Origin of the sequence: Ralstonia sp. PBBBR1, from assembly GCF_002256165.1 — a bacterium.
Classification (GTDB): Bacteria; Pseudomonadota; Gammaproteobacteria; order Burkholderiales; family Burkholderiaceae; genus Ralstonia; species Ralstonia thomasii.
The window spans coordinates 120838-147188 of sequence record NZ_NKIL01000003.1 but is presented as its reverse complement, the minus strand read 5'-3'; the positions used below and the strand labels follow the sequence as shown (position 1 = coordinate 147188).

Annotated in this window: 28 protein-coding genes; 13 read left to right on the top strand and 15 right to left on the bottom strand. The window is 63.4% G+C overall.

Going from position 1 to position 26351, the window contains the following annotated elements; translation table 11 throughout:
- Together CFE42_RS23875 and CFE42_RS04205 are read left to right on the top strand one after the other, a co-directional pair.
- On the top strand, positions 1–360 hold the full coding sequence (locus CFE42_RS23875; RefSeq protein ID WP_152458829.1) for an HGGxSTG domain-containing protein: 360 nt from the start codon (positions 1–3) through the stop codon (positions 358–360).
- Positions 361–504: 144 nt separating this feature from the next.
- Positions 505–1023 (top strand): HGGxSTG domain-containing protein, encoded by a 519-nt coding sequence (locus CFE42_RS04205; RefSeq protein ID WP_004631931.1) that lies wholly within the window; start codon positions 505–507, stop codon positions 1021–1023.
- On the opposite strand, the gene CFE42_RS04200 is transcribed toward CFE42_RS04205, so the two are convergent.
- Positions 1020–1559, bottom strand: a complete 540-nt coding sequence (locus CFE42_RS04200) for a zinc ribbon domain-containing protein (RefSeq protein ID WP_004631933.1) — start codon at positions 1557–1559, stop codon at positions 1020–1022. The two genes, CFE42_RS04205 and CFE42_RS04200, sit on opposite strands and share 4 nt — an antisense overlap.
- A gap of 221 nt (positions 1560–1780) precedes the next feature.
- Between CFE42_RS04200 and CFE42_RS04195 the strand changes: the two genes are divergently transcribed.
- Positions 1781–2104, top strand: a complete 324-nt coding sequence (locus tag CFE42_RS04195; RefSeq protein ID WP_004631935.1) for a hypothetical protein — start codon at positions 1781–1783, stop codon at positions 2102–2104.
- A 62-nt stretch (positions 2105–2166) separates the two neighbouring features.
- The gene (locus CFE42_RS04190; RefSeq protein WP_004631936.1) at positions 2167–2496 is read left to right on the top strand and encodes a helix-turn-helix domain-containing protein; all 330 of its coding nucleotides are present in this window, start codon (positions 2167–2169) and stop codon (positions 2494–2496) included.
- Positions 2497–2909: 413 nt separating this feature from the next.
- On the opposite strand, the gene CFE42_RS04185 is transcribed toward CFE42_RS04190, so the two are convergent.
- Positions 2910–3167 carry an Arc family DNA-binding protein gene (locus CFE42_RS04185; RefSeq protein WP_080633390.1) on the bottom strand — a complete coding sequence of 86 codons (258 nt, stop codon included), beginning with the start codon at positions 3165–3167 and terminating at the stop codon, positions 2910–2912.
- A 12-nt stretch (positions 3168–3179) separates the two neighbouring features.
- Here CFE42_RS04185 and CFE42_RS04180 point away from each other — a divergent pair, with 12 nt between their 5' ends.
- Entirely contained in the window at positions 3180–3689 is a 510-nt protein-coding gene (locus tag CFE42_RS04180) for a hypothetical protein (RefSeq protein WP_238563812.1), read from the top strand.
- 95 nt (positions 3690–3784) lie between these two features.
- Here CFE42_RS04180 and CFE42_RS04175 read toward each other — a convergent pair whose 3' ends face one another.
- The 5 genes from CFE42_RS04175 to CFE42_RS04155 form a co-directional block, all read right to left on the bottom strand.
- A complete protein-coding gene (locus CFE42_RS04175) occupies positions 3785–4126 on the bottom strand; it encodes a hypothetical protein (RefSeq protein ID WP_004631943.1) in 342 nt (113 codons plus the stop codon).
- 68 nt (positions 4127–4194) lie between these two features.
- Positions 4195–4812, bottom strand: coding sequence for a hypothetical protein (locus CFE42_RS04170; RefSeq protein WP_004631945.1), 618 nt, complete (start codon positions 4810–4812; stop codon positions 4195–4197).
- 1036 nt (positions 4813–5848) lie between these two features.
- Positions 5849–6469: a DUF4126 domain-containing protein gene (locus tag CFE42_RS04165; RefSeq protein ID WP_004631947.1), complete on the bottom strand. Its 621-nt coding sequence runs from the start codon at positions 6467–6469 to the stop codon at positions 5849–5851.
- Between the two features lie 78 nt (positions 6470–6547).
- Positions 6548–7003 (bottom strand): DUF2501 domain-containing protein, encoded by a 456-nt coding sequence (locus tag CFE42_RS04160; protein WP_004631950.1) that lies wholly within the window; start codon positions 7001–7003, stop codon positions 6548–6550.
- 186 nt (positions 7004–7189) lie between these two features.
- Entirely contained in the window at positions 7190–7393 is a 204-nt protein-coding gene (locus CFE42_RS04155) for a cold-shock protein (RefSeq protein WP_004631953.1), read from the bottom strand.
- A 577-nt stretch (positions 7394–7970) separates the two neighbouring features.
- On the opposite strand from CFE42_RS04155, the gene clpS reads away from it, so the two are divergent.
- Together clpS and clpA are read left to right on the top strand one after the other, a co-directional pair.
- Positions 7971–8297: an ATP-dependent Clp protease adapter ClpS gene (gene clpS / locus CFE42_RS04150; RefSeq protein WP_004631954.1), complete on the top strand. Its 327-nt coding sequence runs from the start codon at positions 7971–7973 to the stop codon at positions 8295–8297.
- Positions 8294–10582: an ATP-dependent Clp protease ATP-binding subunit ClpA gene (gene clpA / locus CFE42_RS04145; protein WP_004631957.1), complete on the top strand. Its 2289-nt coding sequence runs from the start codon at positions 8294–8296 to the stop codon at positions 10580–10582. The genes clpS and clpA overlap by 4 nt, the downstream gene beginning before the upstream one ends.
- Before the next feature lie 65 nt (positions 10583–10647).
- On the opposite strand, the gene dut is transcribed toward clpA, so the two are convergent.
- Genes dut through coaBC form a run of 3 tightly spaced genes read right to left on the bottom strand, consistent with a single transcriptional unit; the run spans position 10648 to position 13339 of the window.
- Positions 10648–11094: a dUTP diphosphatase gene (gene dut / locus CFE42_RS04140; protein ID WP_004631959.1), complete on the bottom strand. Its 447-nt coding sequence runs from the start codon at positions 11092–11094 to the stop codon at positions 10648–10650.
- Positions 11091–12137, bottom strand: a complete 1047-nt coding sequence (locus CFE42_RS04135) for an LLM class flavin-dependent oxidoreductase (protein WP_004631961.1) — start codon at positions 12135–12137, stop codon at positions 11091–11093. The genes dut and CFE42_RS04135 overlap by 4 nt, the downstream gene beginning before the upstream one ends.
- Positions 12134–13339, bottom strand: a complete 1206-nt coding sequence (gene coaBC, locus CFE42_RS04130) for a bifunctional phosphopantothenoylcysteine decarboxylase/phosphopantothenate--cysteine ligase CoaBC (protein ID WP_004631963.1) — start codon at positions 13337–13339, stop codon at positions 12134–12136. Before coaBC ends, CFE42_RS04135 begins: the two co-directional genes overlap by 4 nt.
- 149 nt (positions 13340–13488) lie before the next feature.
- Here coaBC and CFE42_RS04125 point away from each other — a divergent pair, with 149 nt between their 5' ends.
- On the top strand, positions 13489–14067 hold the full coding sequence (locus CFE42_RS04125; RefSeq protein ID WP_012436257.1) for a YdcF family protein: 579 nt from the start codon (positions 13489–13491) through the stop codon (positions 14065–14067).
- Between the two features lie 3 nt (positions 14068–14070).
- Here CFE42_RS04125 and CFE42_RS04120 read toward each other — a convergent pair whose 3' ends face one another.
- The 4 genes from CFE42_RS04120 to CFE42_RS04105 all read right to left on the bottom strand — a co-directional run bounded on the left by CFE42_RS04120 (position 14071) and on the right by CFE42_RS04105 (position 18967).
- Positions 14071–14448, bottom strand: coding sequence for a DUF4180 domain-containing protein (locus tag CFE42_RS04120; RefSeq protein ID WP_012436256.1), 378 nt, complete (start codon positions 14446–14448; stop codon positions 14071–14073).
- Between the two features lie 7 nt (positions 14449–14455).
- Positions 14456–14980, bottom strand: coding sequence for a signal peptidase II (gene lspA / locus CFE42_RS04115; protein WP_004631969.1), 525 nt, complete (start codon positions 14978–14980; stop codon positions 14456–14458).
- Positions 14980–17859: an isoleucine--tRNA ligase gene (gene ileS, locus CFE42_RS04110; protein WP_004631971.1), complete on the bottom strand. Its 2880-nt coding sequence runs from the start codon at positions 17857–17859 to the stop codon at positions 14980–14982. Before ileS ends, lspA begins: the two co-directional genes overlap by 1 nt.
- Positions 17860–17968: 109 nt before the next feature.
- A complete protein-coding gene (locus tag CFE42_RS04105) occupies positions 17969–18967 on the bottom strand; it encodes a bifunctional riboflavin kinase/FAD synthetase (protein ID WP_004631972.1) in 999 nt (332 codons plus the stop codon).
- Positions 18968–19187: 220 nt separating this feature from the next.
- On the opposite strand from CFE42_RS04105, the gene CFE42_RS04100 reads away from it, so the two are divergent.
- Complete coding sequence (locus tag CFE42_RS04100) at positions 19188–21020, top strand: hybrid sensor histidine kinase/response regulator (RefSeq protein WP_004631975.1); 1833 nt, start codon at positions 19188–19190, stop codon at positions 21018–21020.
- 65 nt (positions 21021–21085) lie between these two features.
- Here CFE42_RS04100 and CFE42_RS04095 read toward each other — a convergent pair whose 3' ends face one another.
- Positions 21086–21751 carry a response regulator transcription factor gene (locus CFE42_RS04095; protein ID WP_004631976.1) on the bottom strand — a complete coding sequence of 222 codons (666 nt, stop codon included), beginning with the start codon at positions 21749–21751 and terminating at the stop codon, positions 21086–21088.
- Between the two features lie 402 nt (positions 21752–22153).
- On the opposite strand from CFE42_RS04095, the gene purN reads away from it, so the two are divergent.
- Genes purN through CFE42_RS04075 form a run of 4 tightly spaced genes read left to right on the top strand, consistent with a single transcriptional unit; the run spans position 22154 to position 26149 of the window.
- Positions 22154–22804: a phosphoribosylglycinamide formyltransferase gene (purN, locus tag CFE42_RS04090; protein WP_004631979.1), complete on the top strand. Its 651-nt coding sequence runs from the start codon at positions 22154–22156 to the stop codon at positions 22802–22804.
- A complete protein-coding gene (locus CFE42_RS04085; protein WP_004631980.1) occupies positions 22801–24198 on the top strand; it encodes an RsmB/NOP family class I SAM-dependent RNA methyltransferase in 1398 nt (465 codons plus the stop codon). Before purN ends, CFE42_RS04085 begins: the two co-directional genes overlap by 4 nt.
- A complete protein-coding gene (locus CFE42_RS04080) occupies positions 24195–24779 on the top strand; it encodes a phospholipase D family protein (protein ID WP_004631983.1) in 585 nt (194 codons plus the stop codon). The genes CFE42_RS04085 and CFE42_RS04080 overlap by 4 nt, the downstream gene beginning before the upstream one ends.
- The gene (locus CFE42_RS04075; RefSeq protein ID WP_004631984.1) at positions 24776–26149 is read left to right on the top strand and encodes a mechanosensitive ion channel domain-containing protein; all 1374 of its coding nucleotides are present in this window, start codon (positions 24776–24778) and stop codon (positions 26147–26149) included. The genes CFE42_RS04080 and CFE42_RS04075 overlap by 4 nt, the downstream gene beginning before the upstream one ends.
- The last annotated feature ends 202 nt before the right edge of the window (positions 26150–26351 follow it).

The window sequence follows — 26351 nt, the reverse complement described above, 5'->3', positions numbered from 1 at the left end:
ATGAATGATGACGAGAAACGGAAGCGGCTGAAGGCGCATTACGTTGAATGTGACGCCGTGCGAGCCGAGCGAGATGCGATTGAGCGCGCAGAGTATGAGCGGTTCCTGAACTCTCGTTTGCCTCCCCGGCGCGGCTGGAGTCGTGCCCCACTGCCGTCTTACCCGCTGTTCCCTGAGGAACTACGAGGGATGACCTGCGGAGCTCGAACGCGCGCCGGCACGCCCTGCAAGATGACGGCGATCCATCGTAACGGTCGGTGCAAGCTGCACGGCGGAATGTCGACGGGACCACGCTCCAATGCGGGCAAGGCTAGATCCGCAGCGAACGGATTGGCACCGAAACGGAAGCGAACCCCATGAGAGGCTAACAAAACATGGTTTCCGAACCGTTGGTAACCACTTTGGTTTCCACGGTTTGGGGCCTTTTGATGGCCTGGTTCGGAGCGCGGTTTGCACCGTTTGTGCTCGTTGCCCACCGAACATCAATTTGAGGAACGCCACCCCATGAAGAAATGTTGCGGTGCCAAGACGCGCGCCGGAACCCCGTGTAAGCGCCCACCATTGGCCGGCAAACGTCGCTGCAAGCTCCACGGCGGGGCCAGCACTGGCGCAGGCAATCCGGCCCGCCCCTGCAACCGGAATGCCCTCAAACACGGCTTGTATAGCGATCGCCTGACGGACGAGGAAAAGGCGTTGCTCGAGCTGATGCCGGTCGGCTCGCTCGACGAGGAAATCCGCCTTGCGCGTGTGTTACTGATGCGCACGATGGAGGCCGAGGAGACAGACGAGCGGCTGCTATCGATCGACCGCGTGATTCTGCGCAAACCGGGTTTGGAGGCCACCTATCGGCCGCCCCAATACCTTGAGCACATCATTCGACTGCTGGGACGTATAGGGCGCCTGGAGACCGCCAGAGCAGCACTACTGCAGAAGCTGTGCGACAGCATCGACGCCAGCACGGACAGCGAAAACAGTCCGCGAATAGAGGTCATTCGTCAGAATGGCAAAACCGGCGCGGGTTAGCTTGGCAAGCGCCCCTCGTGTGCGCGCACGTCCAGCACGGTCTTACCATCGGCCGCAAGATCGCACTCGTAGGTCACTGGAGTATAGGCGCCGAAGCCATTCTGAAATTCAGCCTTGTCGCCGATCATGGTGAGCGTACCGGCGGCCTTGTCCTTCCAGCGAAAGCGGCTGAACTTCAGTTCAAACGTGCCATCCGTCCAACGGACGCTGTGGCGGGCCAATCGCTCGACTGGATCTTTGCAGTAGACGCTAGCGGCCACGACGGCCTTGTCGCCTTTGCATTGCAGATCGTCCTTTGCGCACTCTTGGGTGGCAGACTTAGTTTCGTCCTTCTTCGCGCCTTTCGAACTGCATTGTGTGATAGCGACGGTTCCAACGATCGCAAGAATCAGCATGCCAAGAAAGCCCTGGCTCTTTTTTGGCTTGCCTGTCGCCACAGTCGATGCGCCGGGCAAGGGTGGCGCGCCGCAGTTCAGGCAGGCCGCGGCTTCAGTGCTGACATCTTTGCCGCATTCACGGCATTTGATCAGAGCCATCCAAAGTCCTTTAACCAGGGTGCTAACAGGTTACCGAAGTTGTTATCGCTATGAAAATCGGCATTTCACTTTGAATCAGCACAGCAGACTTATTCTGATTACTATTACCGAGGTTGCCTTTGGCCATGTCGGCCTGCCAACACGGGGGATTGTAGATCCCAGTAACGCATTTGTGGAGCAATGTGCCGCCGGGTGGTAGAACGGCCGACTGGAGATGCGAAGTGAGCGAAACTGACCTAATTGAGCGATTGGCCGAGGCAATCGAAAAGCGCATCAAGCCGACTCTGCCCTTGGATGTGCAGCTCTGGAACCTGGAGATGATCGGTGCCTATCTGCACCGCTCGACTCGAGTGGTCGGCGAGCGCATCGTGACGTTGCCAGGGTTCCCGAAGGCAATCCGCTTGCCAGCGGCAAGGCCAAGAAAGCCCGGCGGGAATGGCGAAGGCAAGGGCAAGGGACTGCCGCTCTGGAAGGCGTCCGAGGTGATTGCCTGGACCGAGGGGCACCGGGATAAGGTCATTGGGCGCCCACGGAAGACGGACTGAGGAGCCAAGTCATTTTCTGGCTGAGCCACAGCGTTCAGCGCTGGACAACGGAGGTAGGGCAAATGAAAACAAGGAAGGCGGTCCTTGATTCAACGACACCGATCTATGTCGATCCCTCGGCGTCCTCCGACGTCTCAAACCTCTCCCCAACTGGCCTGACGGTCGGCATCAAGGGGGCAGCGGAAATTCTTCACATTCACCCCAATACGGTTGTGGACCTGATCACGAATGGCCAGATCCCGGCGGCAAAGGTTGGTCGCGCCTGGGTGATGATGACGCGCGACGTGCTTGCTTACGTTGAAAGGCTCATCATCGCGCAGACGGCCGAGCGCTTGGTTGCCACTGGCCGCCCGCAGCCCACTGGCGTGTCACGGCGACGTCGGCGACTCTAGTTTTACCTAGCAGTTGCGACGCGAGATCGTTGTCTCTCAGGGTATTTCCCACACCGCCATCCAGAAGCGCGCCAAGGCAGAAGGATGGGAGCGCGACCTAGGCGCCAAGATCAAGGCCAAGGCCGACGCGAAGGTTAGTGCCTCGCTGGTTAGTGGCGAAGTTAGCGCACAAACCAAGGTCGCAGAGACGGCGGTACCGAGTGAGAACTGATCAACCTTGGCGGCTTCGCGCCCGGGGTGGCTTTACCTTGACTCGGCACATACGAATTTCTCATCGAGATCGGCCACAAACCTCTGTCTGGCGCGGTCTCGTCGAGATTTCTCGAAGCTTTCCGTAAAAAATCGGAGCGATCGCGAGCGACCGCTTTTACTCGCCCAGGTGTCTACCCTACGATCCGATCAGGCGCCTCCGTTCATTTCCTCTTCTGCTTCCTCTCCCTTTCGTCCAACGCTTGAACAACCTTGTCGGCAACTGTGTGGGCGAACACGTCGAGCGTTTGGTCGTCGATTGGCGGCGTGGTTCCGCTCGTCGTCTCCCCATCCAAGCTCCCTTCCAAACGCCTCACTACCTCCGCATTCAAGGACCGGTCGTTTCGCTTTGCCAGCGCCGTCAGTCGGTCTTTCAGTTCAACCGGCAGGCGCAGCTTCATCTGTGGATCTTCGCGTGTCATAGATAAATTGTGATGGACCATGGTGGTGTTGACAAGGGTGCCGCGTTGGCCTATCTTTCAATGGACCACGGTGGTTTATTATTGATGCAGATGAACCAGAAAATCCAGCAAAAGACGATGCAACTCCGAGACGCTCCGGCTTTGGCTGGTGGCAATAGAAGGCGTCCCGCCGGTCGCAGCCGGCGATGCGTCAGATTAGAAATGAACCCTGAGAAGGAGCACATCATGAAAAATGCAGGCGCACAGGTCACACGGCGCAATGGTAAGTCGACGGGCAAGATCATTCCTTCGTACCAGGCCGCGGCTAATGATGAGACGCCGGGATGCAAGCTGAGAGAGATTGCAGGCGATTACGAATCTGAAAAGGTAAAGGGGGTCATCGTCACCTACGTGATGGATGACGGAGAGGTAAGGTACAAGCTGATGGGAGCGCTGGCCGAGGAGGAGAACCTCGGCAATGCAGTAGCCATCGTCGGCGAATTGAAGCGGCGCATCAATATGATGATTGCTCTTTCCTCGTAACCACTTACTGCCAGCTCGCCGGGCGGCGTTCGTGTCGCACCTGCGCCCCGATGGCTTCGGCTTTCGGGGCTCCATTTCTTTGTGCGGCGCGTACGTTATGGGGAGTCGGCGAGCAGAATGCGGTCGATCTGCTCGATGGGGATCATCCCGCATTTGTTCAGGCGCAGCTGCCCGCTCTGGACCATCTTGGCGACCGTCCAGCGACTGATTCCAAGCATTTCTGCTGCCTGTATTTGCGTGACTTGTGGAGGCCTGGGGTGCCGTTCTGCGTAGAGTTGGACGGCGCGTCGCGCGATCTTTTCTGCCCACTCGGCAGCGAGTTTGTCCGGCGTTGGCTCGCTTGAGCGCGCTCTCGCGATAATGTTGAGCGCTTTGATTGCTTCGTCGCAGTTTTCCTGGATGAGCGAGATTTTGGCGTGTAGGTCGTCAAGCTCCATGGCGGTCTCCGAAGCGGTTTTGGCGGGCGTGGTTTCCACTCCGGTTGCCACGGCTTTGCCCTATTTGCCTATTCTCCGTTCCTCATCCGCGATCGAGCGCTAGCCTCTTGCTTCCTGCAGGTCTCTTCTATCCTGTAGCTGCCGCCGGCCGCTTCCGATACGGACCGGCAATATTTGACGATCTGCGGATCTACACCAGCCGCCACTGGATGCGCAGAGAGGAAGCCTTTCCAAATGACCGGATAGTCGACCGAGGCTTCGCCCCCGGCTACGATCTCTCGCGCCGTCGTGTCCGTGTACGGCAGTTTCACATCTACGCTCGCGCCACTGTTGACCAGCATTGAGGCCCACTGCTTATTCACCGTCTCGCTATTGTGCGGCCAGCGATTTGAAACAGTCAGAATCATCGAGCTTTGCTGGCCGCCGAATGATGGGTTCGCACCGGCTGCCAGCAGGGTCTGGCCCAGCGATTGGCAATTGCGCACATAGGCCGCAAACAGCGGGTTCCAGAAAGCCCCTCGATAGTAATCGCCAGCATTGGGGTCTTTGCCCCGGACTGCAGCGGCGATCTCGGGGCAGGTCTTGCACGACTGCAAATCTTCGGTGGAGCAGGCCATCGCCTGCGGAGCAACCGAGAGACAACCCAGCGCGAGAGCTGCTGCGGCGATACCCGATCTGATTTCCATTTGACGTCCCCTCTGAAGTTCGTCATATCGTAATGCCGATGGGGCAATACGATGATTTCCTTGCGTCACCTAACTGCCGAGCGCGCAATATTCATTCGTCGTGGCAGTCAGGAATCGACTGAGGCTGGGTCCGGCAGGTGCTGGCGACCTGTGGGTAAGTAGGGCAGCGCGTGGGTAGTGAGTACTTTTCTGAGTGTTATTCGGAGGATTGAACGCAGACGCATTGATACAACAACGGTTTGCGGGAAATTTGCACAGAATGATCGAGCACGCGCTTCGCGGCTTCGGCCGTGATGCAAAGGAAAACCCCGGCAGCTTCGGCTGGCCGGGGTTTTTTTATTTCGCGCCGCCAACGGCCATCCGCAGACGCTCGCAGTTCTGGCCGCGTTTGCACGCAAAAAAAGGGCGGGCGAGCCCCAACAAGCCCCAACGCCGGTGCTGCAACAACGGCGCTGCAGGCCCATGCGCCGGGCCTCGCCCATTGATCAGCAGGGGTGTTCGGGTTGCTCTGGCGAGTCCGCCGTGCTCGTCGGGGAGTATTTCAGGGGCGCAGCGCGCGCGGACACCGCATGCAAAAACGCACGCCCGGAGGCAACGCCTTTCTGATATTCGGTGAGCGAATCGCCAGCCGGGGAATCGGCGGATTTGGAGATCGAGCGGGTCACGGCATTCCTTTTCATCTGATGAACGGAACCGCGCCCAACCCTGGCAGGAGGGGTGGGCGAGCACAGGCAAGGTGGAAAACCGATGCGTAACAGTCGGCGCGGCCGAAGCCGCTCATGCCTGGCTCGCCCCAGGAGGGTGACGAAGCCAAGCCATAGCAGTCGAGGGCAAGAACCTATGCTCGGTCCTCACCCGTTACGCACGAGGTTTCCACACCTCGATCGCTTTCTCTATGGCACTGAAAGCGATGGCGCGAGTGTACCGATGGCTGCTTCGTCTGAGCAGGGGCGAAACTATAAATCAGAATTTGCCTAGAGGATGCGCATGTGCGGCGCGGATGCTGTTTCTCGCCGCTGCGCTTTCGGATGGTGCCTCAGTGCGGCAACCGCGTTGTGCCGGGCGATTGTGGCCCAGGCGAGCGTCCGCGCAATGCATCGCGCAGCTGCCGCACACCGCGCCACAGCTTGGGCAGTAACCACGCCGATACCAACAGCAGCAGCGCCAGCACCACCAGAAACGCAATCGGCAGGAAAAACGCCATCAACAAACCACCGCTGGCGGCCACGTCTTCGCTGAACGACGCCACCCAGTTCGAGAAAGGCTCCGGCGACGTGTTGATCAGTGCGCGCGTGCCGGCCTTGGTGGCATGCGCCGTGCCGGCCAGCGTCCCGCCGATCAGTCCTGCGGCCACCATCCATTGCGGATCGAGCTGCCCGAACGCGGCGGCAGCCAGAATCGCACCCGCAGGCACGCGGATGAAGGTCTGGATGCCATCCCACACCGAATCGAACCCGGGAATCTTGTCGGCGAGGAACTCCGCCACGGCCAGCACGCCGGCCAGGCCGATCACCCACCACGATTCCAGCATCTGCAGCCCGGGCGGCAAATGCAGCCAACCCGTGCGGCCGAGCACGCCGGCAGCAAATACGGCCAGATAGAGGCGGAATCCGCTGGTCCAGGACAGCCCGGCGGCCAGCGCGGCGGTTTCCAGCATGAGGCTCCTTGGGGTGCAGAAGAGAGGCGAACGGCGAGTCAATATTGCAGTGTAGTGCGCGCTCGCCTGCGCCGCGGCTTAAAGCAGCGATTTGCCCTGCGACAGGATCTTGTCGCAAGCCTGCTTGGTGATCTGCGACTTGATGCTGCTCAGGTCGAATTTGTTGCCATCCGAATTGGTCAGGATGCCTTTTGTGCCCTCGGTGTAACCCGGGTTGGATGCCGGCGCATCCCCCAGCTTGCCGAGCAGCCTGTCTTTGACCGAGGCCGCGTCGGTGGCGCCGCCCAGGTAGTTGTTCTTCATGCAGAACTCCAGCACGCCAGCCACATTGCCGGCGCTGCCCGACGTCAATGACTCTAGCGACGGCACACCGCCCAGGCTGCCGATGCTGCCAAGGCCACCGGTGGTGTCCTGGCTGTTGCCCTGCGTGGCACCCTTGATCAGGTCTCCAAGCTGGGCGTGGGCGACAGCGGGAAGCAGTGCGGCAATCAGCAGCGTTGCCGCGGCGGCGGTGCGGGTCAGGGGGTGTTTCATGGGGGGGCTCCTTGGAATGACGGGGATCACCACACCGCAAGTGCACAGCCCGCCGAAATGACGTGTTGCGCGCGGTGAGTCATCTGCGCCATTGTCGTGCGCCCCGGCAACAAAAAACCCGGCATGTCGCCGGGTTTTTTGCATTTGGGCACCATCGCCATGCGGCAAGGTGCCGCACAACGCCAATCAGGCAGCCTGGATGTTGGTGGCCTGCTTGCCCTTCGGACCTTGCGTCACTTCAAACGAGACGCGCTGATTTTCCTTGAGCGTCTTGAAGCCAGCCATTTGGATGGCCGAGAAATGCGCGAACAGCTCTTCGCCGCCTTCGTCAGGCGAGATGAAACCGAAACCCTTGGCGTCGTTAAACCATTTGACCGTACCGAGTGCCATGAAAACCCCTCCGTTAAAACACAAGTCCGAGCCGGGAGGGGTGTGCCTGTCGGGGCAGTTCAGAGCGGTACCGCGCAGTCATCGCCCGGCCGCCGGCCCGCAGGGCACGACGAATGGCACGGGTGGAACCGCGCCGCAAGCGATCGGTCTTCTTGTGGCAAACACCACAGCCTGAAGCGGTTGTCGATCTGTTGTCGACTGGTGTGAGGCCTCCCGGGCCCACCATTCATGTGGCTCACTGCCAACGGTTTGCGGGGCAGTAGGGCGCACATGCTGAATTCGATTGTTCGAGGAATGTAAGAGACTGTCAAGGCCACAAAGGATGGGTTTGTGGCGAAAAACGGTCAGTTTCTGAAGAGGATTTGCTCGAAATCCGGCCGATCGCCTCAAAGTACGGAAAACGATTGGCATCCCGGGCGCGGCGCTTGCGCCGGCTCCAGCCAGCGCGGAGGCGGTAAGACCCTTCGCTCCCGAGGGCTGACGGACGCACGCGGCACGGGCCAAACCGTTTGTAGACCTTGAAGTCGGCGTTATTTCCCCAAATTGCGAACTCGAAAGGAGTGGTTAGAATAAGACCATGGCAATCCGGCAAGCGACCACTCCACAACACGATGCAGGCACCGTCCTGGAGCGGAAAGAGCAAGCGCTCAAACCGCCCGCGATGTACAAGGTGCTGCTGCTTAACGACGACTACACCCCGATGGAATTCGTCGTGATGATTCTTCAACAATACTTCAGCAAAGACCGGGAAACAGCCACACAAATCATGCTGACGGTGCATCGGGAAGGTAAGGGCGTGTGCGGTCTCTATACCCGGGATATCGCCGCGACGAAAGTGGAATTGGTGTCAACCCATGCACGGCAAGCGGGGCATCCGCTGCAGTGTGTGATGGAGGAAGCATGATTGCGCAAGAACTGGAAGTCAGCCTGCACATGGCGTTTGTTGAAGCCCGCCAGGCTCGCCACGAATTCATTACGGTGGAGCATCTGCTGCTTGCGCTGCTGGACAACCCGACGGCCGCCGAGGTGCTTCGCGCCTGCGCTGCCAACATCGAAGACCTCCGCACGCACCTGAAGAACTTCATCGCCGACAACACCCCGGTGGTACCGGGCACGGACGAGGTGGACACGCAGCCGACACTCGGCTTCCAGCGCGTGATCCAGCGCGCCATCATGCACGTGCAATCCACATCGAACGGGAAGAAGGAAGTGACGGGCGCGAACGTGCTGGTCGCCATCTTCGGCGAGAAGGATTCGCACGCGGTGTACTACCTCCAGCAACAGGGCGTGACCCGGCTGGACGTCGTCAACTTCATCAGCCACGGCATCCGCAAGGACCAGGCCGAGCCTGCCAAGCAAGGCGAAGGCAACCCCGAGGGCGAAGGCGGCGACGGCAAGGAAAGCCCGCTCGAGCAATTCACGCAAAACCTGAACGCGTTGGCCAAGGCCGGCAAGATCGATCCCCTGATCGGTCGCGAGCAGGAAGTGGAGCGCGTGGTGCAGGTGCTTTGCCGCCGGCGTAAAAACAACCCGCTGCTGGTGGGCGAGGCCGGTGTCGGCAAGACGGCCATCGCAGAAGGCTTGGCATGGCGCATCACCAAGGGCGAAGTGCCGGACATCCTGGCAAAGTCCGTCGTCTACTCGCTCGACATGGGCGCGCTGCTGGCCGGCACGAAGTACCGCGGCGACTTTGAGCAACGCCTGAAGGGCGTGCTGAAGTCGCTCAAGGACAACCCGAACGCGATTCTGTTCATCGACGAGATCCACACGCTGATTGGCGCAGGCGCCGCTTCGGGCGGCACGCTGGACGCCAGCAACCTGCTCAAGCCCGCGCTGTCGTCGGGCGCGCTCAAGTGCATCGGTGCGACGACGTTCACGGAATACCGCGGCATTTTCGAGAAGGATGCTGCGCTGTCCCGCCGCTTCCAGAAGATCGACGTGGTGGAGCCGACGGTCGACCAGACCGTCCAGATTCTGCGTGGCCTGAAGTCGCGCTTTGAAGAACACCATGGCGTGAAGTACGCGTCGTCGGCGCTGACCGCCGCGGCTGAATTGTCGGCACGCTTCATCACCGACCGCCATTTGCCCGACAAGGCGATCGACGTGATCGATGAAGCCGGTGCTGCACAACGCATCCTGCCGAAGTCGAAGCAGAAGAAGACCATCGGCAAGGGTGAGATCGAGGACATCGTCTCGCGTATTGCCCGCGTTCCGCCGCAAAGCGTGTCGCAGGACGACCGCAGCAAGCTGCAGACGCTGGAGCGCGACCTGAAGTCGGTCGTGTTCGGGCAGGACCCGGCCATTGATGCGCTTGCTTCGGCCATCAAGATGTCGCGCGCCGGGCTGGGCAAGACGGACAAGCCGATCGGCTCGTTCCTGTTCAGCGGCCCGACAGGCGTGGGCAAGACGGAAGTCGCCAAGCAGCTCGCGTTCATCCTCGGCATCGAGCTGATCCGCTTCGACATGTCGGAGTACATGGAGCGCCATGCGGTGAGCCGGCTGATCGGCGCGCCTCCGGGCTACGTGGGCTTCGATCAGGGCGGCCTGCTGACGGAAGCCGTGACCAAGAAGCCGCACTGCGTGCTGCTGCTGGACGAGATAGAAAAGGCGCACCCGGACATCTTCAACATCCTGCTGCAGGTGATGGACCACGGCGCGCTGACGGACAACAACGGCCGCAAGGCGGACTTCCGCAACGTGATCATCATCATGACGACCAATGCGGGCGCCGAGACGATGAACAAGGCAACGATCGGTTTCACCACGGCGCGCGAACAGGGCGACGAGATGGCCGACATCAAGCGCATGTTCACGCCTGAGTTCCGCAACCGTCTGGACGCAACCATCAGCTTCCGCTCGCTGGATGAGGAAATCATCATGCGCGTGGTCGACAAGTTCCTCATGCAGCTGGAAGAGCAACTGCACGAGAAGAAGGTGGATGCCATCTTTACCGAGAAGCTGCGTCGCTTCCTGGCGAAGAAGGGTTTCGACCCGCTGATGGGTGCACGCCCGATGCAGCGCCTGATTCAAGACCTGATCCGCAAGGCTCTGGCCGACGAACTGCTGTTCGGCAAGCTGGTCAACGGCGGCAAGGTGATCGTGGATCTGGACGATGCAGACGCGGTGAAGCTGGAGTTCTCCGAGAACGAAGCGCCGCCGGCACCTGCCCAGGAAGAAGCGGAAGCGTGACGAGTTTGTCGCACCAAACAAAAGGCCCGGAAGTTCCGGGCCTTTTTTATATGTGGGCGATATTGTCAGTGACGCCCGGTGCTGCCGAAACCACCGGCACCGCGCTCGCTCTCGGCAAAGTCGTCCACGATGTTCAGCTCGGCTTGTACCACCGGCACGATCACGAGCTGCGCAAGCCGCTCCATCGGGTTGAGCACGAACGCAGTGCTGCCGCGGTTCCACGTGCTGACCATCAGCTGGCCCTGGTAGTCCGAATCGATCAGGCCGACCAGGTTGCCCAGCACGATGCCATGTTTGTGGCCCATGCCCGAGCGCGGCAGGATCAGCGCGGCATAGCCCGGGTCGGCCAGGTGGATGGCCATGCCGGTCGGGATCAGGTGCGTAGTGCCAGGTTCGATGGTGAGCGGGGCGTCGACGCAGGCGCGCAGGTCCAGCCCGGCGCTGCCGGTGGTGGCGTACTGCGGGAGTTGTTCGTGCAGGCGGGCGTCGAGGATCTTGACGTCGAGTTTCATGCGGGGCAGGCCGAAGAGGTTGCAGAAGCCGGAGATGGTAGCGCAAACGCCTCGGCTAGCAGCTCGTATGAGCGCAGGCGCGCCTTGTAGCTTGGCGCGACGGTCAGCACGATCAGTTCGTCGGCGACAAAGCGGTCCTTGAGCGCATGCATCTGCTCGGCCACGGATTCCGGCGTGCCGATGATGCTGCGCGGCCGCTCGCGCATGACGATGGCCTGGTCGCGTTCGGTGTAGACGTGCGCTTCGCCTTGCTCGACGGTCGGGATCGGGCCATTCACGCCAAGCGCCATCTGCACGCGGCGCAGGTCGATGGCAGCTTCATAGCGGCGCGCCTCGGCCTCGGTGTCGGCGGCGATCACGAAGACGGCGGCGGCGCTATACGGGCGCGCATCGTAGCCAGGTTCGAAATCGGTGCGGTACTGCTGGGAGACGATGTGCCCGACGTGCGGGTTGATGAAGTGCGCGAACGCGAAACGGATACCCAGGCGCGCGGCCAGCGCGCCGCCAAAATCGCTGGAGCCGAGCACCCACAGTTCGGGTTGGGTGTCGATCTCCGGCTGCAGGATGACGCCGTAGGCGGGGTGATCCGGCGGCAGCGTGCCCGTCAGGTGCCAGATCAGTTCCTGCACCTGCTGCGGGAAGATGTCGCCGCGGTTGTAGTCGCCCATGGCCACGGCCTGCGCGGTGCGCATGTCGCCGCCGGGTGCGCGGCCGACGCCCAGGTCGATGCGGTTCGGGAACAGCGCTTCCAGCAGGCGGAACTGCTCGGCCAGCTTGAACGGGCTGTAATACGGCAGCATCACGCCGCCGGAGCCCACGCGCAGGTGTTTCGTGGCGCTCGCCACGCGGGCGATCATCACTTCCGGCGCCGGATTGCTGACGCCACGCAGGCCGTGGTGCTCGGCGCACCAGTAGCGCGTGTAGCCGAGTGCATCCGTGAGTTGCGCCAGGTCGACCGTCGCGGCGATGGCATCGCGCGCGCTGTGGCCGTAGATGACGGGGCTTTGATCGAGGACGGACAGGCGGATCGGCGCGGCGCTCATGACTGAGCCCCATGCACGCGATCGGCGATGGCCGCGACGATCTGGCGCGCGAGCGTCAGCTTGTCGGCACGCGGCAGGCGCGTGATCCCCTTTGCATCGAAGAGCGCCACTTCGTTGTCGTCGCGGCCGAAAGTCTGATGGCCGAGATTGCCGACCAGCAACGGGATGCCTTTTTTCTGACGCTTGGCCTCGCCGAACTCTTCCAGGCGTTCGGTTTCTGCTGCAAAGCCGACACAGAACGGCGCATTTGCGCGGCGCGCCACGGCGGCCAGGATGTCAGGGTTTTGCGTGAACATGAGTGTGGGCACGTCGGAATCGCTCTGCTTCTTAAGCTTCTGCTCCGCGGCTTGTGCCACACGCCAATCGGCCACGGCGGCCACGGCAATGAAGATGTCGTTCTTCGCCGCATCCAGTTCGCGCATGACGGCGTCGTGCATCTGCTGGGCGGTTTGCACATCGATGCGCAATACGCCTGCAGGGGTGTCCTGATGGCACGGACCGGCGACTAGCGCGACTTCGGCACCGGCCTGCGATGCGGCCCGCGCCAGCGCAAAGCCCATCTTGCCGCTGGACAGATTCGTGATGCCGCGCACCGGGTCGATCGGCTCGAAGGTCGGGCCGGCTGTCAGCAGCACGCGGTGGCCGCGCAGCAGCTTGGGCTGGAAGAAGCCGATGAGCTGCTCGACGATGTCTTCCGGCTCGAGCATGCGACCGTCGCCGACTTCGCCGCAGGCCTGGTCGCCGGCATCGGGGCCGAGCAGGGTGACGTCGTCGGCTCGCAGTTGGGCGGCATTGCGTTGCGTGGCGGGCGCGGCCCACATCTGGCGGTTCATCGCGGGCGCCACGAGCAGCGGGCAATCGCGCGCGATGCACAGCGTTGAGAGCAGATCGTCGGCCATGCCGTGCGCGAGCTTGGCGAGAAAGTCCGTGGAGGCAGGCGCAATGACGATGGCATCTGCCTCGCGCGAGAGGTCGATGTGCGGCATGTTGTTGCCGATGCGGCCATCCCACTGCGACGTGAAGACCGGGCGACCGGAAAGCGCCTGCATCGTCACCGGCGTGATGAAGTGCGTGGCGGCCTCGGTCATCACCACCTGCACGGTGGCGCCCGCCTTGGTCAAGAGCCGCACCAGCTCGGCCGACTTGTAGCACGCGATGCCCCCGGTCAGGCCGAGCACGAAATGTTTGCCTTGCAGTTCCATAACAACCCGCTTGGGAATCCGATTGACGCAATATGCGCGGGCAGGATACAACCCGGTGCCCGGGCTTCCTGCTGAACAGTGGCGATGATACCGGCTTGCCCCGCGGCGCGTCTGGCGCTCGGGTTTTTCGTTAAGAGCGCATTCTCGATATGGTTTTCGGTCGTTCCGCAGTTCGCAATGTTCTCGCCTGGATTGGCGGTTGCGCCATCGTGGCGGTGGTGGTCGGAGGTGCGCTCGTGTGTGGGGCGAAGGCATGGCTGCGCGAGGAGCCGAGGCTCGCACAGGCGGACGTGATCGTCGTGCTGGGCGGCGAATCGGGCCAGCGCGTGATCGGCGCCGCCGAGCTGTACCACGCGGGCGTTGCTCCCCGCGTGTTCGTCAGCGGGCAGGGCGATTGCCTGCTGATCGAACGTCGCCTGGTGATGGCGGGTGTGCCCGCAGAGCGCATCGGCCACGAATGTGTGTCTGGCAGCACGATGGAAAATGCGCGGATGACGCGCGGGACGCTAGCGGGCCAGCAGGTGCAAAGCGCAATACTGGTCACGAGCTGGTATCACACCGGCCGGGCGCTGGCGGTGTTCCGCAAGGTATGGCCGGAGGTCACCTGGGGTGCGCAGGGCGTATTCCCGGGCGACACGCTGGCCAAGTCGGTCCCGATCTACGAAGCCGGGTCGATTCTTGCGGAGTACGTCAAGCGGGCGTGGTATGCCGTCCGCTACCGGGCCTGAGCCTCATTTGGCTGGCATGGGCCGCGCATCGGCGGCCAGGTCGTCAAGCGAGGGCACGAAGCGGACCGTGTCGCGCTTGTTGGATTCCCGCACCCAGTCGCGCAGCGCGTTGCTGGCTTGGAGATGCGCAGAGATGTCTCCGACCACGGCGAGCTTCAGTCGATAGTTCGTGATCTTCTGCGCGATGCCGCCGGCCAGGCCGGTGCGCAGTGCAAAGAACGCGGCATCGAGACGGCTGACAGGCACGGCAATCATCGATGCTCCATGCCCCAGCGCCTCGCCAATCAGGTGGTCCAGCGCATCCTGTTCGCTGGCGATGCGCGGGCCGGCCTCATCGAGGCATAGCACCGCTTCGCCGTTCCAATGCTGGAGTTCTGACACAGCAGGATCAGCGACGCACGCGTCGCAGTTCGTCGACGATCAGCAGCACCGCGCCGATGGTGATGCCGCAGTCCGCCACGTTGAAGGCCGGCCAGTGGTAGTTGTGCAGGTAGAAGTCGAGGAAGTCCACCACGTGACCGTAGATGACGCGGTCGATCACGTTGCCCAGCGCGCCGCCCAGAATCAGCGCCAGCGCGAAGCAGAACATCTTCTGCCCGCTGTGCCGCTTGAGCAGCCACACGATGAACAGCGCCGCCGCCACGCCCAGGCCCGTGAAGAACCAGCGCTGCCAGCCGCCTGCCGCCGCCAGGAACGAAAACGCCGCTCCCCTGTTATAGGCGAGCACCAGGTTGAAGAACCCGGTGACCGGGCGCGACTCGCCGTAAGTGAAGGTTTTGAGGACGGCGATCTTGGTCAACTGGTCCAGCAGGATCCAGATGACGGCCAGACCCAGCCAGGGGCCCACGCCATGACCGCCGCTGCTCTTCTTCAACCCGATCGATTTGCTCTTGCCGTTGTTCCGAGTGGCCATCAGGCAGCGCTCCGTTGTTCGCCGGAACCGAACAGGTTGTCGGTGCAGCGCTTGCAGAGGGTCGGGTGGGCGTGATCGTGGCCGACGTCGGCGCGGTAATGCCAGCAGCGCTCGCATTTGGCGTGCGTGGACGGCACCACGGTGATGAGCAGATCGCCGCCTTCCGGCGCGCGCTCCAGCTTGGCCGCGGACGTGATCAGCACGAAGCGCAGGTCGTCGCCGAGGCTGGCCAGTGCGTCATGCACGGATTCACCCGCCGACACCGTCACTTCCGCCTGCAGCGACGAGCCGATCTTGCCGTCGATACGCAGCGCCTCCAGCTGCTTGGTCACTTCGCCGCGCACGTTGCGGATGGCGGCCCATTTCTCCAGCAGCGCGCTGGCGCCTTGCGGCACCGGAGCGTTGTAATACGTGCTGGTGAAGATGGTGTCGGTGTGCTCCGTGCCGTGCGCAAACACCTGCCAGGCCTCTTCGGCCGTGAACGACAGGAACGGCGCCATCCAGTGCAGCATGGCCTGGGTGATGTGATACAGCGCGTTCTGTGCCGAGCGGCGTGCCACGGAATCGGGCGCCGTGGTGTACAGGCGGTCCTTCAGCACGTCGAGGTAGAAGCCGCCCAGGTCTTCCGAGCAGAACGTCTGCAGCTTGGCGACCACCGGGTGGAATTCATACACGTCGTAGTGCGACAGGACTTCCTTCTGCAACGCATCCGTCAGCGCTACCGCGTAGCGGTCGATTTCGAGCCATTGCTCGGTCGGCAGCGCGTGCTTGGCGTGGTCGTAGTCGGTCAGATTGGCGAGCAGGAAGCGCAGCGTGTTGCGGATGCGGCGATAGCCTTCCACCACGCGCTTCAGGATTTCATCCGAGATGGCCAGTTCGCCCGAGTAGTCGGTCGAGGCCACCCACAGGCGGATGATCTCGGCGCCCATCTTGTTGGCGATTTCCTGCGGCGCGATCGTGTTGCCGATCGACTTGGACATCTTGCGGCCTTCGCCGTCCACCGTGAAGCCGTGTGTGAGCAGGCCCTTGTATGGCGGCTTGCCGTACAGCATCGAGGCCGTCAGCAGCGACGAATGGAACCAGCCACGGTGCTGGTCGGAACCTTCCAGGTACAGATCGGCCAGGCGACCGTCCGGCAGGTCGGCCGAAGCGTCGTACAGGTCCGCCGCGTGCGAGCCGCGGATGACGTGCCAGTGCGTTGTGCCCGAGTCGAACCACACGTCGAGCGTGTCGCGATTCTTCTCGTACACGTCAGCCTCGTCGCCGAGCAGCTCGCGCGGGTCGAGCGACTGCCAGGCTTCGATGCCGCTCTGTTCGATGCGCTGGGCGACCTGCTCCAGCAGCTCGGGCGTGCGCGGGTGCAATGCGCCGGTTTCCTTGTGCACGAAGAAGGCCATCGGCACGCCCCATTGGCGCTGGCGCGACAGCGTCCAGTCCGGGCGGTTGGCGATCATGTTGTGCAGGCGCTGTTTGCCCCACGACGGGTAGAACGCGGTGGCATCGATGCCGGCGAGCGCCGTTTCGCGCAGCGTGGCGTTGCCGTCGTTGGGCTGCACGTCCATCCCCGCAAACCACTGCGACGTGGCGCGATAGATGATCGGCGTCTTGTGGCGCCAGCAGTGCATGTAGCTGTGCGCGTACTTGTGCGCGTCGAACAGGTTGCCGGATTCGCGCAGCACTTCGACGATCTTCGGATTGGCGTCCCAGATCATCTGCCCGCCGAACAGCGGCAGCGTCGATGCGTACACGCCGTTACCCATCACCGGGTTGATGATTTCCGAGTCGGGCATGTTGTGTGCCTTGCACGACTGGAAGTCTTCCACGCCGTAGGCGGGCGCGGAGTGGACGATGCCGGTACCGGTGTCGATGGTCACGTAGTCGCCCAGGTAGACGGGCGAGGTGCGATCGTAGCCCGCGTCCATCTTGGCAAGCGGATGGTGGAAGCGCACGCCATTGAGCGCTGCGCCTTCGCACGTGGCCAGCACGGTGCCTTCCAGCTTCCAGCTTTGCAGGCAGGCTTCGACGCGCTCCTTGGCAACGATCAGCAGCCCGCGCGACGTGTCGACCAGCGCGTATTCGATTTCCGGGTGCAGGTTCAGCGCCTGGTTGGAGGGGATCGTCCACGGCGTGGTGGTCCAGATCACGATCCAGCCCGGCTTGGCCTTGAGCACATCGGCGCCGACGTGGAAGGCGCTCGCCAGTGCGTCGATATCGGCAAATGGGAAGCCGACGTCGATCGACAGGTCGGTGCGATCCGCGTATTCGACTTCCGCCTCAGCCAGTGCCGAGCCGCAGTCGAAGCACCAGTTGACCGGCTTCAGGCCGCGGAAGACGTAGCCTTTCTCCAGGATCTTGCCCAGCGCACGCACTTCATCCGCTTCGTTGCGGAAGTTCATGGTCAGATAGGGATCGGCCCAGTCACCCAGCACGCCCAGTCGCTCGAAATCGGCCTTCTGGCGCGCGATCTGCCCCGTGGCGTAGGCGCGCGCCTTCTCCTGCACTTCCTTGACGGGCAGACCCTTGCCGAACTGCTTTTCGATCTGGATCTCGATCGGCATGCCGTGGCAGTCCCAGCCCGGCACATAGACGGCGTCCAGCCCGGTCAGGCCGCGCGCCTTGATCACCATGTCCTTGAGGATCTTGTTGACCGCGTGGCCGATGTGCAGATCGCCGTTGGCATACGGCGGGCCGTCGTGAAGGATGAACTTCTTCGCGCCTTTACGAGCAGCACGGATCTTCTTGTAGAGCTGCTTGTCCTGCCATTGCTTGACCCACAGCGGTTCGCGCTTGGGCAGGTCGCCGCGCATGGGGAAGGGCGTGTCCAGCAGGTTGACCGGGTATTTGCTCTTCTCCGGCGTAGGCTTCTTGGAATCGGACATGGTGTGATGTGGGGCAGATTCGGGCAATTCGGGTGGGTGCAGGCGCGGCTGACAGTGCAGGACGCGCGTGCGCAGCGTGTGGCTTCTGGGCGGCGAACGTGTCGGCCGCCTACTGAATTCGGTCGGTGGCGGAGGTGGCGAAGTCGCGCCGAAGCGTTGGAGACTCGCCGGCCGGCGGAACAGGCAGGCCGAAGAACTGCCGCGCATGAACACAGTCCTGCGCGATGGCGTCCTTGAGCGCATCGAGCGAATCGTAGCGAGCCTCGTCGCGCAGCTTCTTCATGAATTCCACGCGGACAAGCTTGCCGTAGACATTGGCCTGGTAATCGAAGATATGCACTTCCAGCAGCACGCGGCCGGAGTCGTCCACCGTCGGGCGTACGCCAATGCTGGCGACGGCCGGCAGCGGTTTTTCGGCCAGCCCGTGCACCTGCACGACAAAGATGCCGGCCACCGCCGGCCTGCGGTGCGAGATGCGCAGATTCAGCGTCGGGAAGCCGAGCGAGCGGCCGAGCTTTTGCCCGTGCACCACGTGCCCGCTGATGGCATAACCGTGACCGAGCAGGCGGCGGGCATGTTCCAGGTCACCGGCGGCCAGCGCCTCGCGCACGGCGGAACTGGAGATGCGCACGCCGGACTCCGACACCGAGCCCATCTGCTCGACTTCGAAGCCGAACTGGGCACCAGCGGCCTGGAGATAAGCGAAATCGCCGGCGCGCTTGGCGCCGAAGCGGAAATCATCGCCCACCAGCAGCCAGCGCGTGTGCAGGCCATCCACCAAAACATTGCGCACGAACTCGTCGGGCGTCTGCCCGGCGAAATGCGCGTTGAAATGCTCCACGACCACGCGGTCGACGCCCTGGCGGCGCAGGCTTTCCAGCTTGTCGCGCAGCAGGGCGATGCGGGTGGGCGCGCGGTCCGGTATGAAGAATTCGCGCGGATGCGGCTCGAACGTCATCACCGTGAGCGGCAATCCGCGTGCATCGGCCGCCGCGCGTGCGCGGGCCAGCAGAGACTGGTGCCCGCGGTGCACGCCGTCGAAGTTGCCGATGGTCAACGCGCAGGGCGCGCGACTTTCGGCGTTGGGCAGGCCGCGAAAGACTTTCACGAGAAGCGTCGGTGGTCGAGGAAGGGAGAAGTGCGTTCTTGTGCCGGATTGACGTGGCAGCCGCCAAAATCCAGCAAAACGCACATTATATAAGGGATTGCCCCATCCCCGGCGCGCACGCGGATTGGTGTCGGGGTGTTGCACAATCGTCCGAACGGTGCGCCCGCGCGGTTCATGCTTGCGGCACAATCCGGTATCCAGTTTCTTCCCTACATCCCCCTTGAACGCCTCGCTGCGCCTTTTCTTCGCCAAGTTCGGGCTTGCCAGCCGCGCGCCGCTTGAACTGGATGCCCGAGCCAAGCTGCTCGCCGCCGTGCATCGCGGGGCGCCCATGGGGATCGCCGCCTCGGTCGTCCTGCCTGCCTTGACGGTCGCCGCGTTCTGGGATGCCTCCAACCGGCCGGCGCTATTGGGCTGGTGCCTGATCATGCTGTGCCTGACGGTGTCGGGCCTGCGCTTCTATTTCGGCTATCGCTACGACCTGACCCGCATGACGCTGGCCGCGCACACCCGCAAGTGGTGGACGGGCATGCACGTCATGTCGGCGGTGGGCGGGGTGGCGTGGGGCTGCTCGGCGGGGCTGTATCTGATGTCGCCGTCGCTGGAGTTCAGCAGCCTGCTGATGATCGTGATCATCGGTGTGGCGGCGGCGGCGGTGTTGTCGCAAGCGCCGGTGCCGTCGAGCCTGCTGATCCTCGGAACGGGCATCCTGGCGCCGCACTTTTTGCTGGCCGAGCAGGCGTTTCCGGGGCACGGGCTGTATTTGCGCGGCGTGCTGCTGTTCTTTGCGGCGCTGCTGACCCGGCATGCCGTGAACATCCACAACACGCTGGTGCGCGAAATCCAGCTGGAGAACGAGAGCCGCCAGCTCGCGCGCCGCTATCAGGATGAAAAGCAGCGCGCGTTGTCGGCGTCGGAAGAAAAATCGCGCTTCCTGGCCGCGGCCAGCCACGATTTGCGTCAGCCGGTGCATGCAATTGTGCTGCTGGTGGAGGCGTTGCGGGCGCGCAATCAGTCGGAATCCTTGGCGCCATTGGTGGAACAACTCGCCTCGGGCGCCGCGACCATCGACCTGCTGTTCCGCTCGCTGCTGGACCTGTCAAAGCTGGAGAGCCGCAAGACCTCGCCGACACTGGAGCCGGTGGATCTGGGCGAGGTGATCACCGAGGTGGTCCAGCAATTCATGCCGGATGCCCGCGCCAAGGGCCTGACGCTCGCGGCGCGCATTCCGCCGCTGCCGGTGTACGGGATGGCCGAGCCGGTGCTGCTGCGCCGGGCGCTGTTCAACCTGCTGCAGAACGCGCTGCGCTACACCGAGCGCGGTGGCGTGATGGTGGCGCTGCGCGTGCGCCAGAAGCATTTGCGGATCGAGGTGTGGGATACCGGTATCGGCATCGCGCCTGAGCATCAGAAAGACATTTTCTCGACCTACTACCAGGTCGAAAACCCAGAACGCGATCCGAGCCAGGGCTTGGGTTTGGGCCTGTCGATCTACAAGGAATGCGTGCGTCTGCTGCGCGGCACGTTCGGCGTGCGCTCGGTGCCGGGGCGCGGCTCGATGTTTTGGATGGCGCTGCGGCCGGTGCCCGCCGAGATCAAGGCGCCGCTGGCCACGCAGCCGCGCGCCGAGCAAAAGCGCGCCGTGCTCGATCAGCCGCGATTCTCCGGCGTGGTACTGGTAGTGGACGACGACCCGCAGATCCGCAAGGCCTGGCACGCGCTGCTTGAAGCGTGGGGCGTGGAAGTCCACAGTGCAGCCGATGGCCGCTCCGCCGAGCAATTGCTGGCGCGCGGCATCCGCCCGCAGATCATCTTCTGCGACTTGCGCCTGCCCGGGGAGGAAGACGGCCTGCAACTTCTCGAACGCTGGCAGGTTAGTCATCCGGATGCCCACGCCGTGCTGCTGACCGGCGATCGCAACTCCGCCGCCCTGGCGCGTGCCGAAGAAGCCGGCTATCTGCTACTGGCCAAGCCCATGGACCCGAACATGCTGCGCGTGCTGCTCAAGCGCTGGCTGCGCGGCCGCTCAGCCGAGCCGCAGGTGGCCTACTGATACGGATGGGAATGTAAAACGGCGCCGTCGATGGTGGCGCCGGATTGAGAGGCCAGACGCTCAGTTCAGGCCGCGCCCGTCAGGCGAAAACGCTCCATGCGCGAAATGATCTGGATGCGCGTGCGCACGCCCAGCCGCTGCAAAATCGCCGAGACATGCTCTTTGACGGTGTTTTCCGTCAGGCCCAGCTGACGTGCGATCGACTTGTTCGGCAGACCTTCGAGCAGCAGCGCGAGCACCGAGCCCTGACGCGGCGTCAGTCCCAGTTCGGCCGGCGTGATGGGGATGCCGTGCGAAGCGCCGCCCTTGCCATTGATGCCGCCCATATCGTCTTCCGACGGGAAGGACGCATCGCCGCCAAAGATGCCGGCCACTGCCTTGGAGAACGCATGGGCATCGGCATGCTTGCCGATGAAGCCGATGGCGCCCAGCGCTTGGGCCTTGGCGACGATTTCCGGCGTGTTTTCCGCCGACATGAAGGCAAAGCGCGCTTCCGGCAGTTTGCCGCGCAGTTCACGCATGGCATCGAAGCCGGTGCAATCGGACAGCCATACATCGAGCAGCACGACGTCAGGCCGGACGCCTTCTTCAACCAGCGCAAGCGCCTGGCGCCGGCCAATGGCCGCGTGCACCTGAACTTCAGGCAAGGCGTGTGCAAGAAACGTGGTCGTGCCAGACAAGGCGAGAGGGTGGTCGTCGACCACCAGCAGGCTACGCAGCGAGCTCGTCATTCTTATTCCCCGGTGAGGGCAGAGCCCTCTTGTTGTTGTACGCGTGTCGACCCGGCGCGGGCGATGGCCGACTGGCCGGGTTTATCACCCTGAGCCGATCGACCGTCACGGTATCGCCCGCACGATGTTGCAGCGCAGGATGAACGGACGTTTGATTTGCGTCGAATCATCGCGGGCTGCACACCCGACCCCTCGGGAGCGCGGACATTTATGGTGCTGAGATTATCAGAGCGCGCCAATGCACGCCAACGGTTGCCCCTTCCTTTTGCGGGTGCGACAAGGTTTTTGCCGGCACCCGTCGGCAAAATGCCACGGTGACTGCAAAAGCGCCCACGGCATGGCCTTGCAGCCGTCACACCCGATTTTCTCGGGGAACGGCGGCGCACTTGATAAAATGCCGCGATGAAAAACATCGTCATTCTCATTTCCGGACGCGGCTCCAATATGGAAGCCATTGTCCGCGCCTGTCAGGCCGAAGGTTGGTCGGGACGCATTGCCGCCGTCATTTCTAATCGGCCCGATGCGGCAGGACTTAAATTTGCCGCTTCGCACGGCATTGCCACCGCAGTGGTCGACCACAAGGCTTTCCCCGATCGCGACAGCTTCGATGCCGCCCTGGCGCAGGTGATCGACGGCTTTTCGCCGGATCTGGTGGTGCTGGCCGGTTTCATGCGCATCCTCACGCCCGGCTTTGTAAAGCGCTACGCCGGCCGCATGCTGAACATTCATCCGTCGCTGCTGCCGTGCTTCCCCGGGTTGCACACGCACGAGGCCGCGCTGGCCATGGGCGTGAAGGTGCATGGCGCGACTGTACATTTCGTCACCGCCGACCTGGATCACGGCCCGATCGTGCTGCAGGCCATCATCGACGTGCGTCAAGGCGACACGCCTGACTCGCTGGCCGGGCGGCTGCTGGCACAGGAGCACACGATCTATCCGCGTGCCGTGCGCTGGTTCGTGGAAGGGCGGTTGTCGGTCGAACACGGTGTGGTGCGCGTCTGGCCGGATGAATCGCAGCTTGTGATTGGCGTCAACGCCCGGGAGGCAGCATGAGCCAGAATCGTCAGCGTTCGGGCGGCAATGGAAGCGGCGGCGGGTCGGGCAACAAGCGCGCGAGTTCGGGTGGCGGCGGCTGGTACCGGGCCCCGCAGGGCAAGCCTGCGCCCCGCAGCGCTCCGCGTTCCCGCACGGGCGTGCATGGCAGCCATCTGGAGCATCTCGACAAGGTGCTTGCGCGCCTGCTGCACTTTGCGGCGCCCGCCGACATGGTGGTCAGCCAGTACTTCCGGGAGCATCACGAACTTGGCCACCGCGAGCGCGGCATCATCGCCGAAGCGGCGTTTGCCGTGCTGCGCCGCAAGGTGGAATTCGGCCAGTTTGCCGAGAGCGGCACGGGCCCGGCGCGTCGTCGCCTGGTGCTGCTGGGCTTGCTGCAGACCGCCGGGCGTGAGGCCATTGCCCCGTTCCTGAACCCCGTAGAAGCCGAATGGCTGGATCGCTGGGAAAACCGTGACCGCGCCGCGCTGGCGGCCCGCGTGCGCGCCAACCTGCCCGACTGGCTCTTCGATGCGCTAGTTGCCCAGCACGGTGCGGAGTTCACCGAAGCACTGGCGCAAGCATGGCTCACGCCGGCGCCGCTGGACTTGCGCGTGAACACGCTCAAGGGCGAACGCGACGCCGTACTCGCCACGCTTGCCGAAGCCGGTATTGAAGGCAGTGCAGCGCCGCTCTCGCCGGTGGGCATTCGCCTGGCCGGCAAGCCGGCGTTGAACAAGCTCGCTATCTTCACCAACGGCACGGTCGAGGTGCAGGACGAGGGCAGCCAACTGCTGTGCCAATTGCTGGCACCCAAGCGCGGCGAGATGGTGGTCGATTTCTGCGCCGGCGCCGGTGGCAAGACCCTGGCGATCGGCGCGGCGATGCGCTCGACCGGGCGCCTGTATGCCTTCGACGTATCGGAAAAGCGCTTGTCGAACCTGGGCCCGCGCCTGGCGCGCAGCGGTTTGTCCAACGTGCATCCCGGTCGCATCGACAGCGAGCACGATGCCAAGGTCAAGCGCCTGGCGGGCAAGATCGATCGTGTGTTGGTCGACGCGCCGTGCAGCGGCTTGGGCACGCTGCGCCGCAATCCGGACCTGAAGTGGCGCCAGTCCGCACAGGCCGTGGAAGAAATGTCGGCCAAGCAGTTGTCGATCCTGACATCGGCGGCGCGGCTGCTGAAGCCGGGCGGTCGCCTCGTCTACGCGACCTGCAGCGTGCTGGCGCGCGAGAACCAGCAGGTGGTTGAGCAGTTCCTGGCCGCGCATGAAGATTTCGTGCTCGTGCCCGCCGGTGAGGTGCTGGCCGCGCAGAAGATCGCGCTGGAAATGGGGCCTTACCTGGAGCTGTATCCACACACACATCAGACCGACGGCTTCTTCGCGGCCGTGCTGGAGCGCCGCGCATGATGGTGCGCCGCTTGGGGTGGCTGCTGGCCGCATGGCTGGCGTTTGCTGCAGGTGGTGTCGCACTGGCCCGCAGCGCGCCGCCGGTGCAGCCGGCCAAGGGCACGGTGCAGGCAGCGTTTACGCCGGATGACGACATCGAAGGGTTGTTGGCCGATGCCATTGACCAGGCGCGCGAGCAGGTGCTGGTGCAGGCGTATCTGCTGTCGAACAAGGCGATTACGCGTGCGCTGCTGGCGGCGCATCAGCGTGGCGTTGATGTGCGCGTGCTGGCCGATCGCGAGCAGATGACGCGCTCCGGCGGCAGCCGCGTGCCCGAGGTCGCCAATGCGGGCATCCCAGTCTGGCTGGAGGTGCGCTATAAAAATGCGCACAACAAGGTCATCGTGATCGACCCGCGCGGCGCGCATCCGGTGCTGGTCACCGGCAGCTTCAACTTCACGCAGACCGCGCAGCGCGGCAATGCCGAGAACGTACTGATCGTGCGCGGCGACGCCGATCTCGCCCAGCGCTATGCCGCCAACTGGCAGAAGCATGCGGGTGACGCGTTGCCCTATCGAGCCCAACAACCGGCCGCCCAATGAACGGATTGCCGCTGAACCTGAACCACATCGCGCTGGGCCACATGATCGACGACATTGTCTTCGATCTGGGTGGCCCTCGCTTTATCTGGCAGCTGGGTGTGCTGCTGCTGGTGCTCGCGGCCGCCTGGCTGATCGCGCGGCCGATTTCGCGGCGCTTGCACACGGCCCATGTGAACGACACGTTCGCCCTGCGTTTTGCCTGGTCGAGCCTGGAGCGGGCGATGTTCCCGCTGATCGGCTGGCTGCTGGTGGTGGGCGCGCGCTACGCCCTGATCGGCACCATGCCGATCAGCGTGTTCCGGCTGGCTGCGGTGCCGCTGTTTGGCCTGGCGATCCTCTATCTCGGCTTCTACGTGCTGCGTCGCGTGCTGTCGGCCAACGGCGAGCTGCACGGCATGCTCGTCCTGGCAGAGCGCGTTTTGACCACGCTGATGTGGATCGGCATGGTGCTCTACGTGCTGGGTGTGCTGGGCGATGTGGTGGACTACCTTGACGGCATCCGCTTTGCGCTGGGCGGCAAGCAGAAAGTAAGCCTTGCCGCCATGCTGATGGGCGTGGTCTGGATTCTCGTCACCGTGCTGGTGGCGATGTGGTTCGGCTCGTGGCTGGACAGCCGCATTACGCGTGCTTCGGCAATCGATGCCAACCTGAAGGTGGTGTTGTCGCGCGTGACCAAGGCGGTGCTGCTGCTGGTGTCGTTGCTGCTGAGCCTGTCGCTGGTTGGCATCGACCTGACGGTGCTGTCGGTGTTTGGCGGCGCGCTGGGCGTTGGCCTGGGCTTCGGCTTGCAGAAGATCGCCAGCAATTACGTCTCGGGCTTCATCATCCTGCTCGAGCGCTCACTCAAGCTGGGCGATCAGATTACCGTCAGCACGTACACCGGCATCGTCACGCAGATCCGCACCCGCTATACCGTGGTGCGCAATGGCGACGGCGATACGCTGGTTCCGAACGAACTGATGGTCGCGCAGGCCGTGCAAAACCATAACGAGCGCGGCACCGTGCGCGTGGCGGTGCGCGTGCAGGCATCGTATGCCGCCGACCCCGAAGCCGTGCTGGCGCTACTGGTGCAATGCGCCGAGGGCATCCCGCGTGTTCTGCCCGAGCCGGCGCCCGCCGCTTTCATGGCTCTGTTCGCCGACAGCGGTATCGAGTACGAACTTGGCGTGTGGATCGCCGATCCGCACAATGGCAAGCTGGGCGTGCAGTCCGACCTGAACCGCGCCATCTATCGTCGCTTCAAGGAGGCTGGCATCGAGATTCCGTACCCACAACGCGAAGTGCGTGTCCTGGGCTCGCTGGCCTTGCAGGGCGCTTCAGGCACTTCGGGTGATGTGGCGGCCTCTTCCAGCGCACCCCTGCCGACTTAGCACACCTGCGGGCGGAACGGTGCCCACTTGCCTGAGGTCAAACCAGCGGTTTTCCCCCATGGAATCGAGGGGGTATTCGGTTAAAATGTTGGATGACCCCACGTAGGAATTGACGGCCCCGTCGCGAAGGCATCGCACTTGCGACAAGACGCCGCGAATACCTTGTATTGCGCTGGGGCGGAGGTCATATAAACGGCGGTCG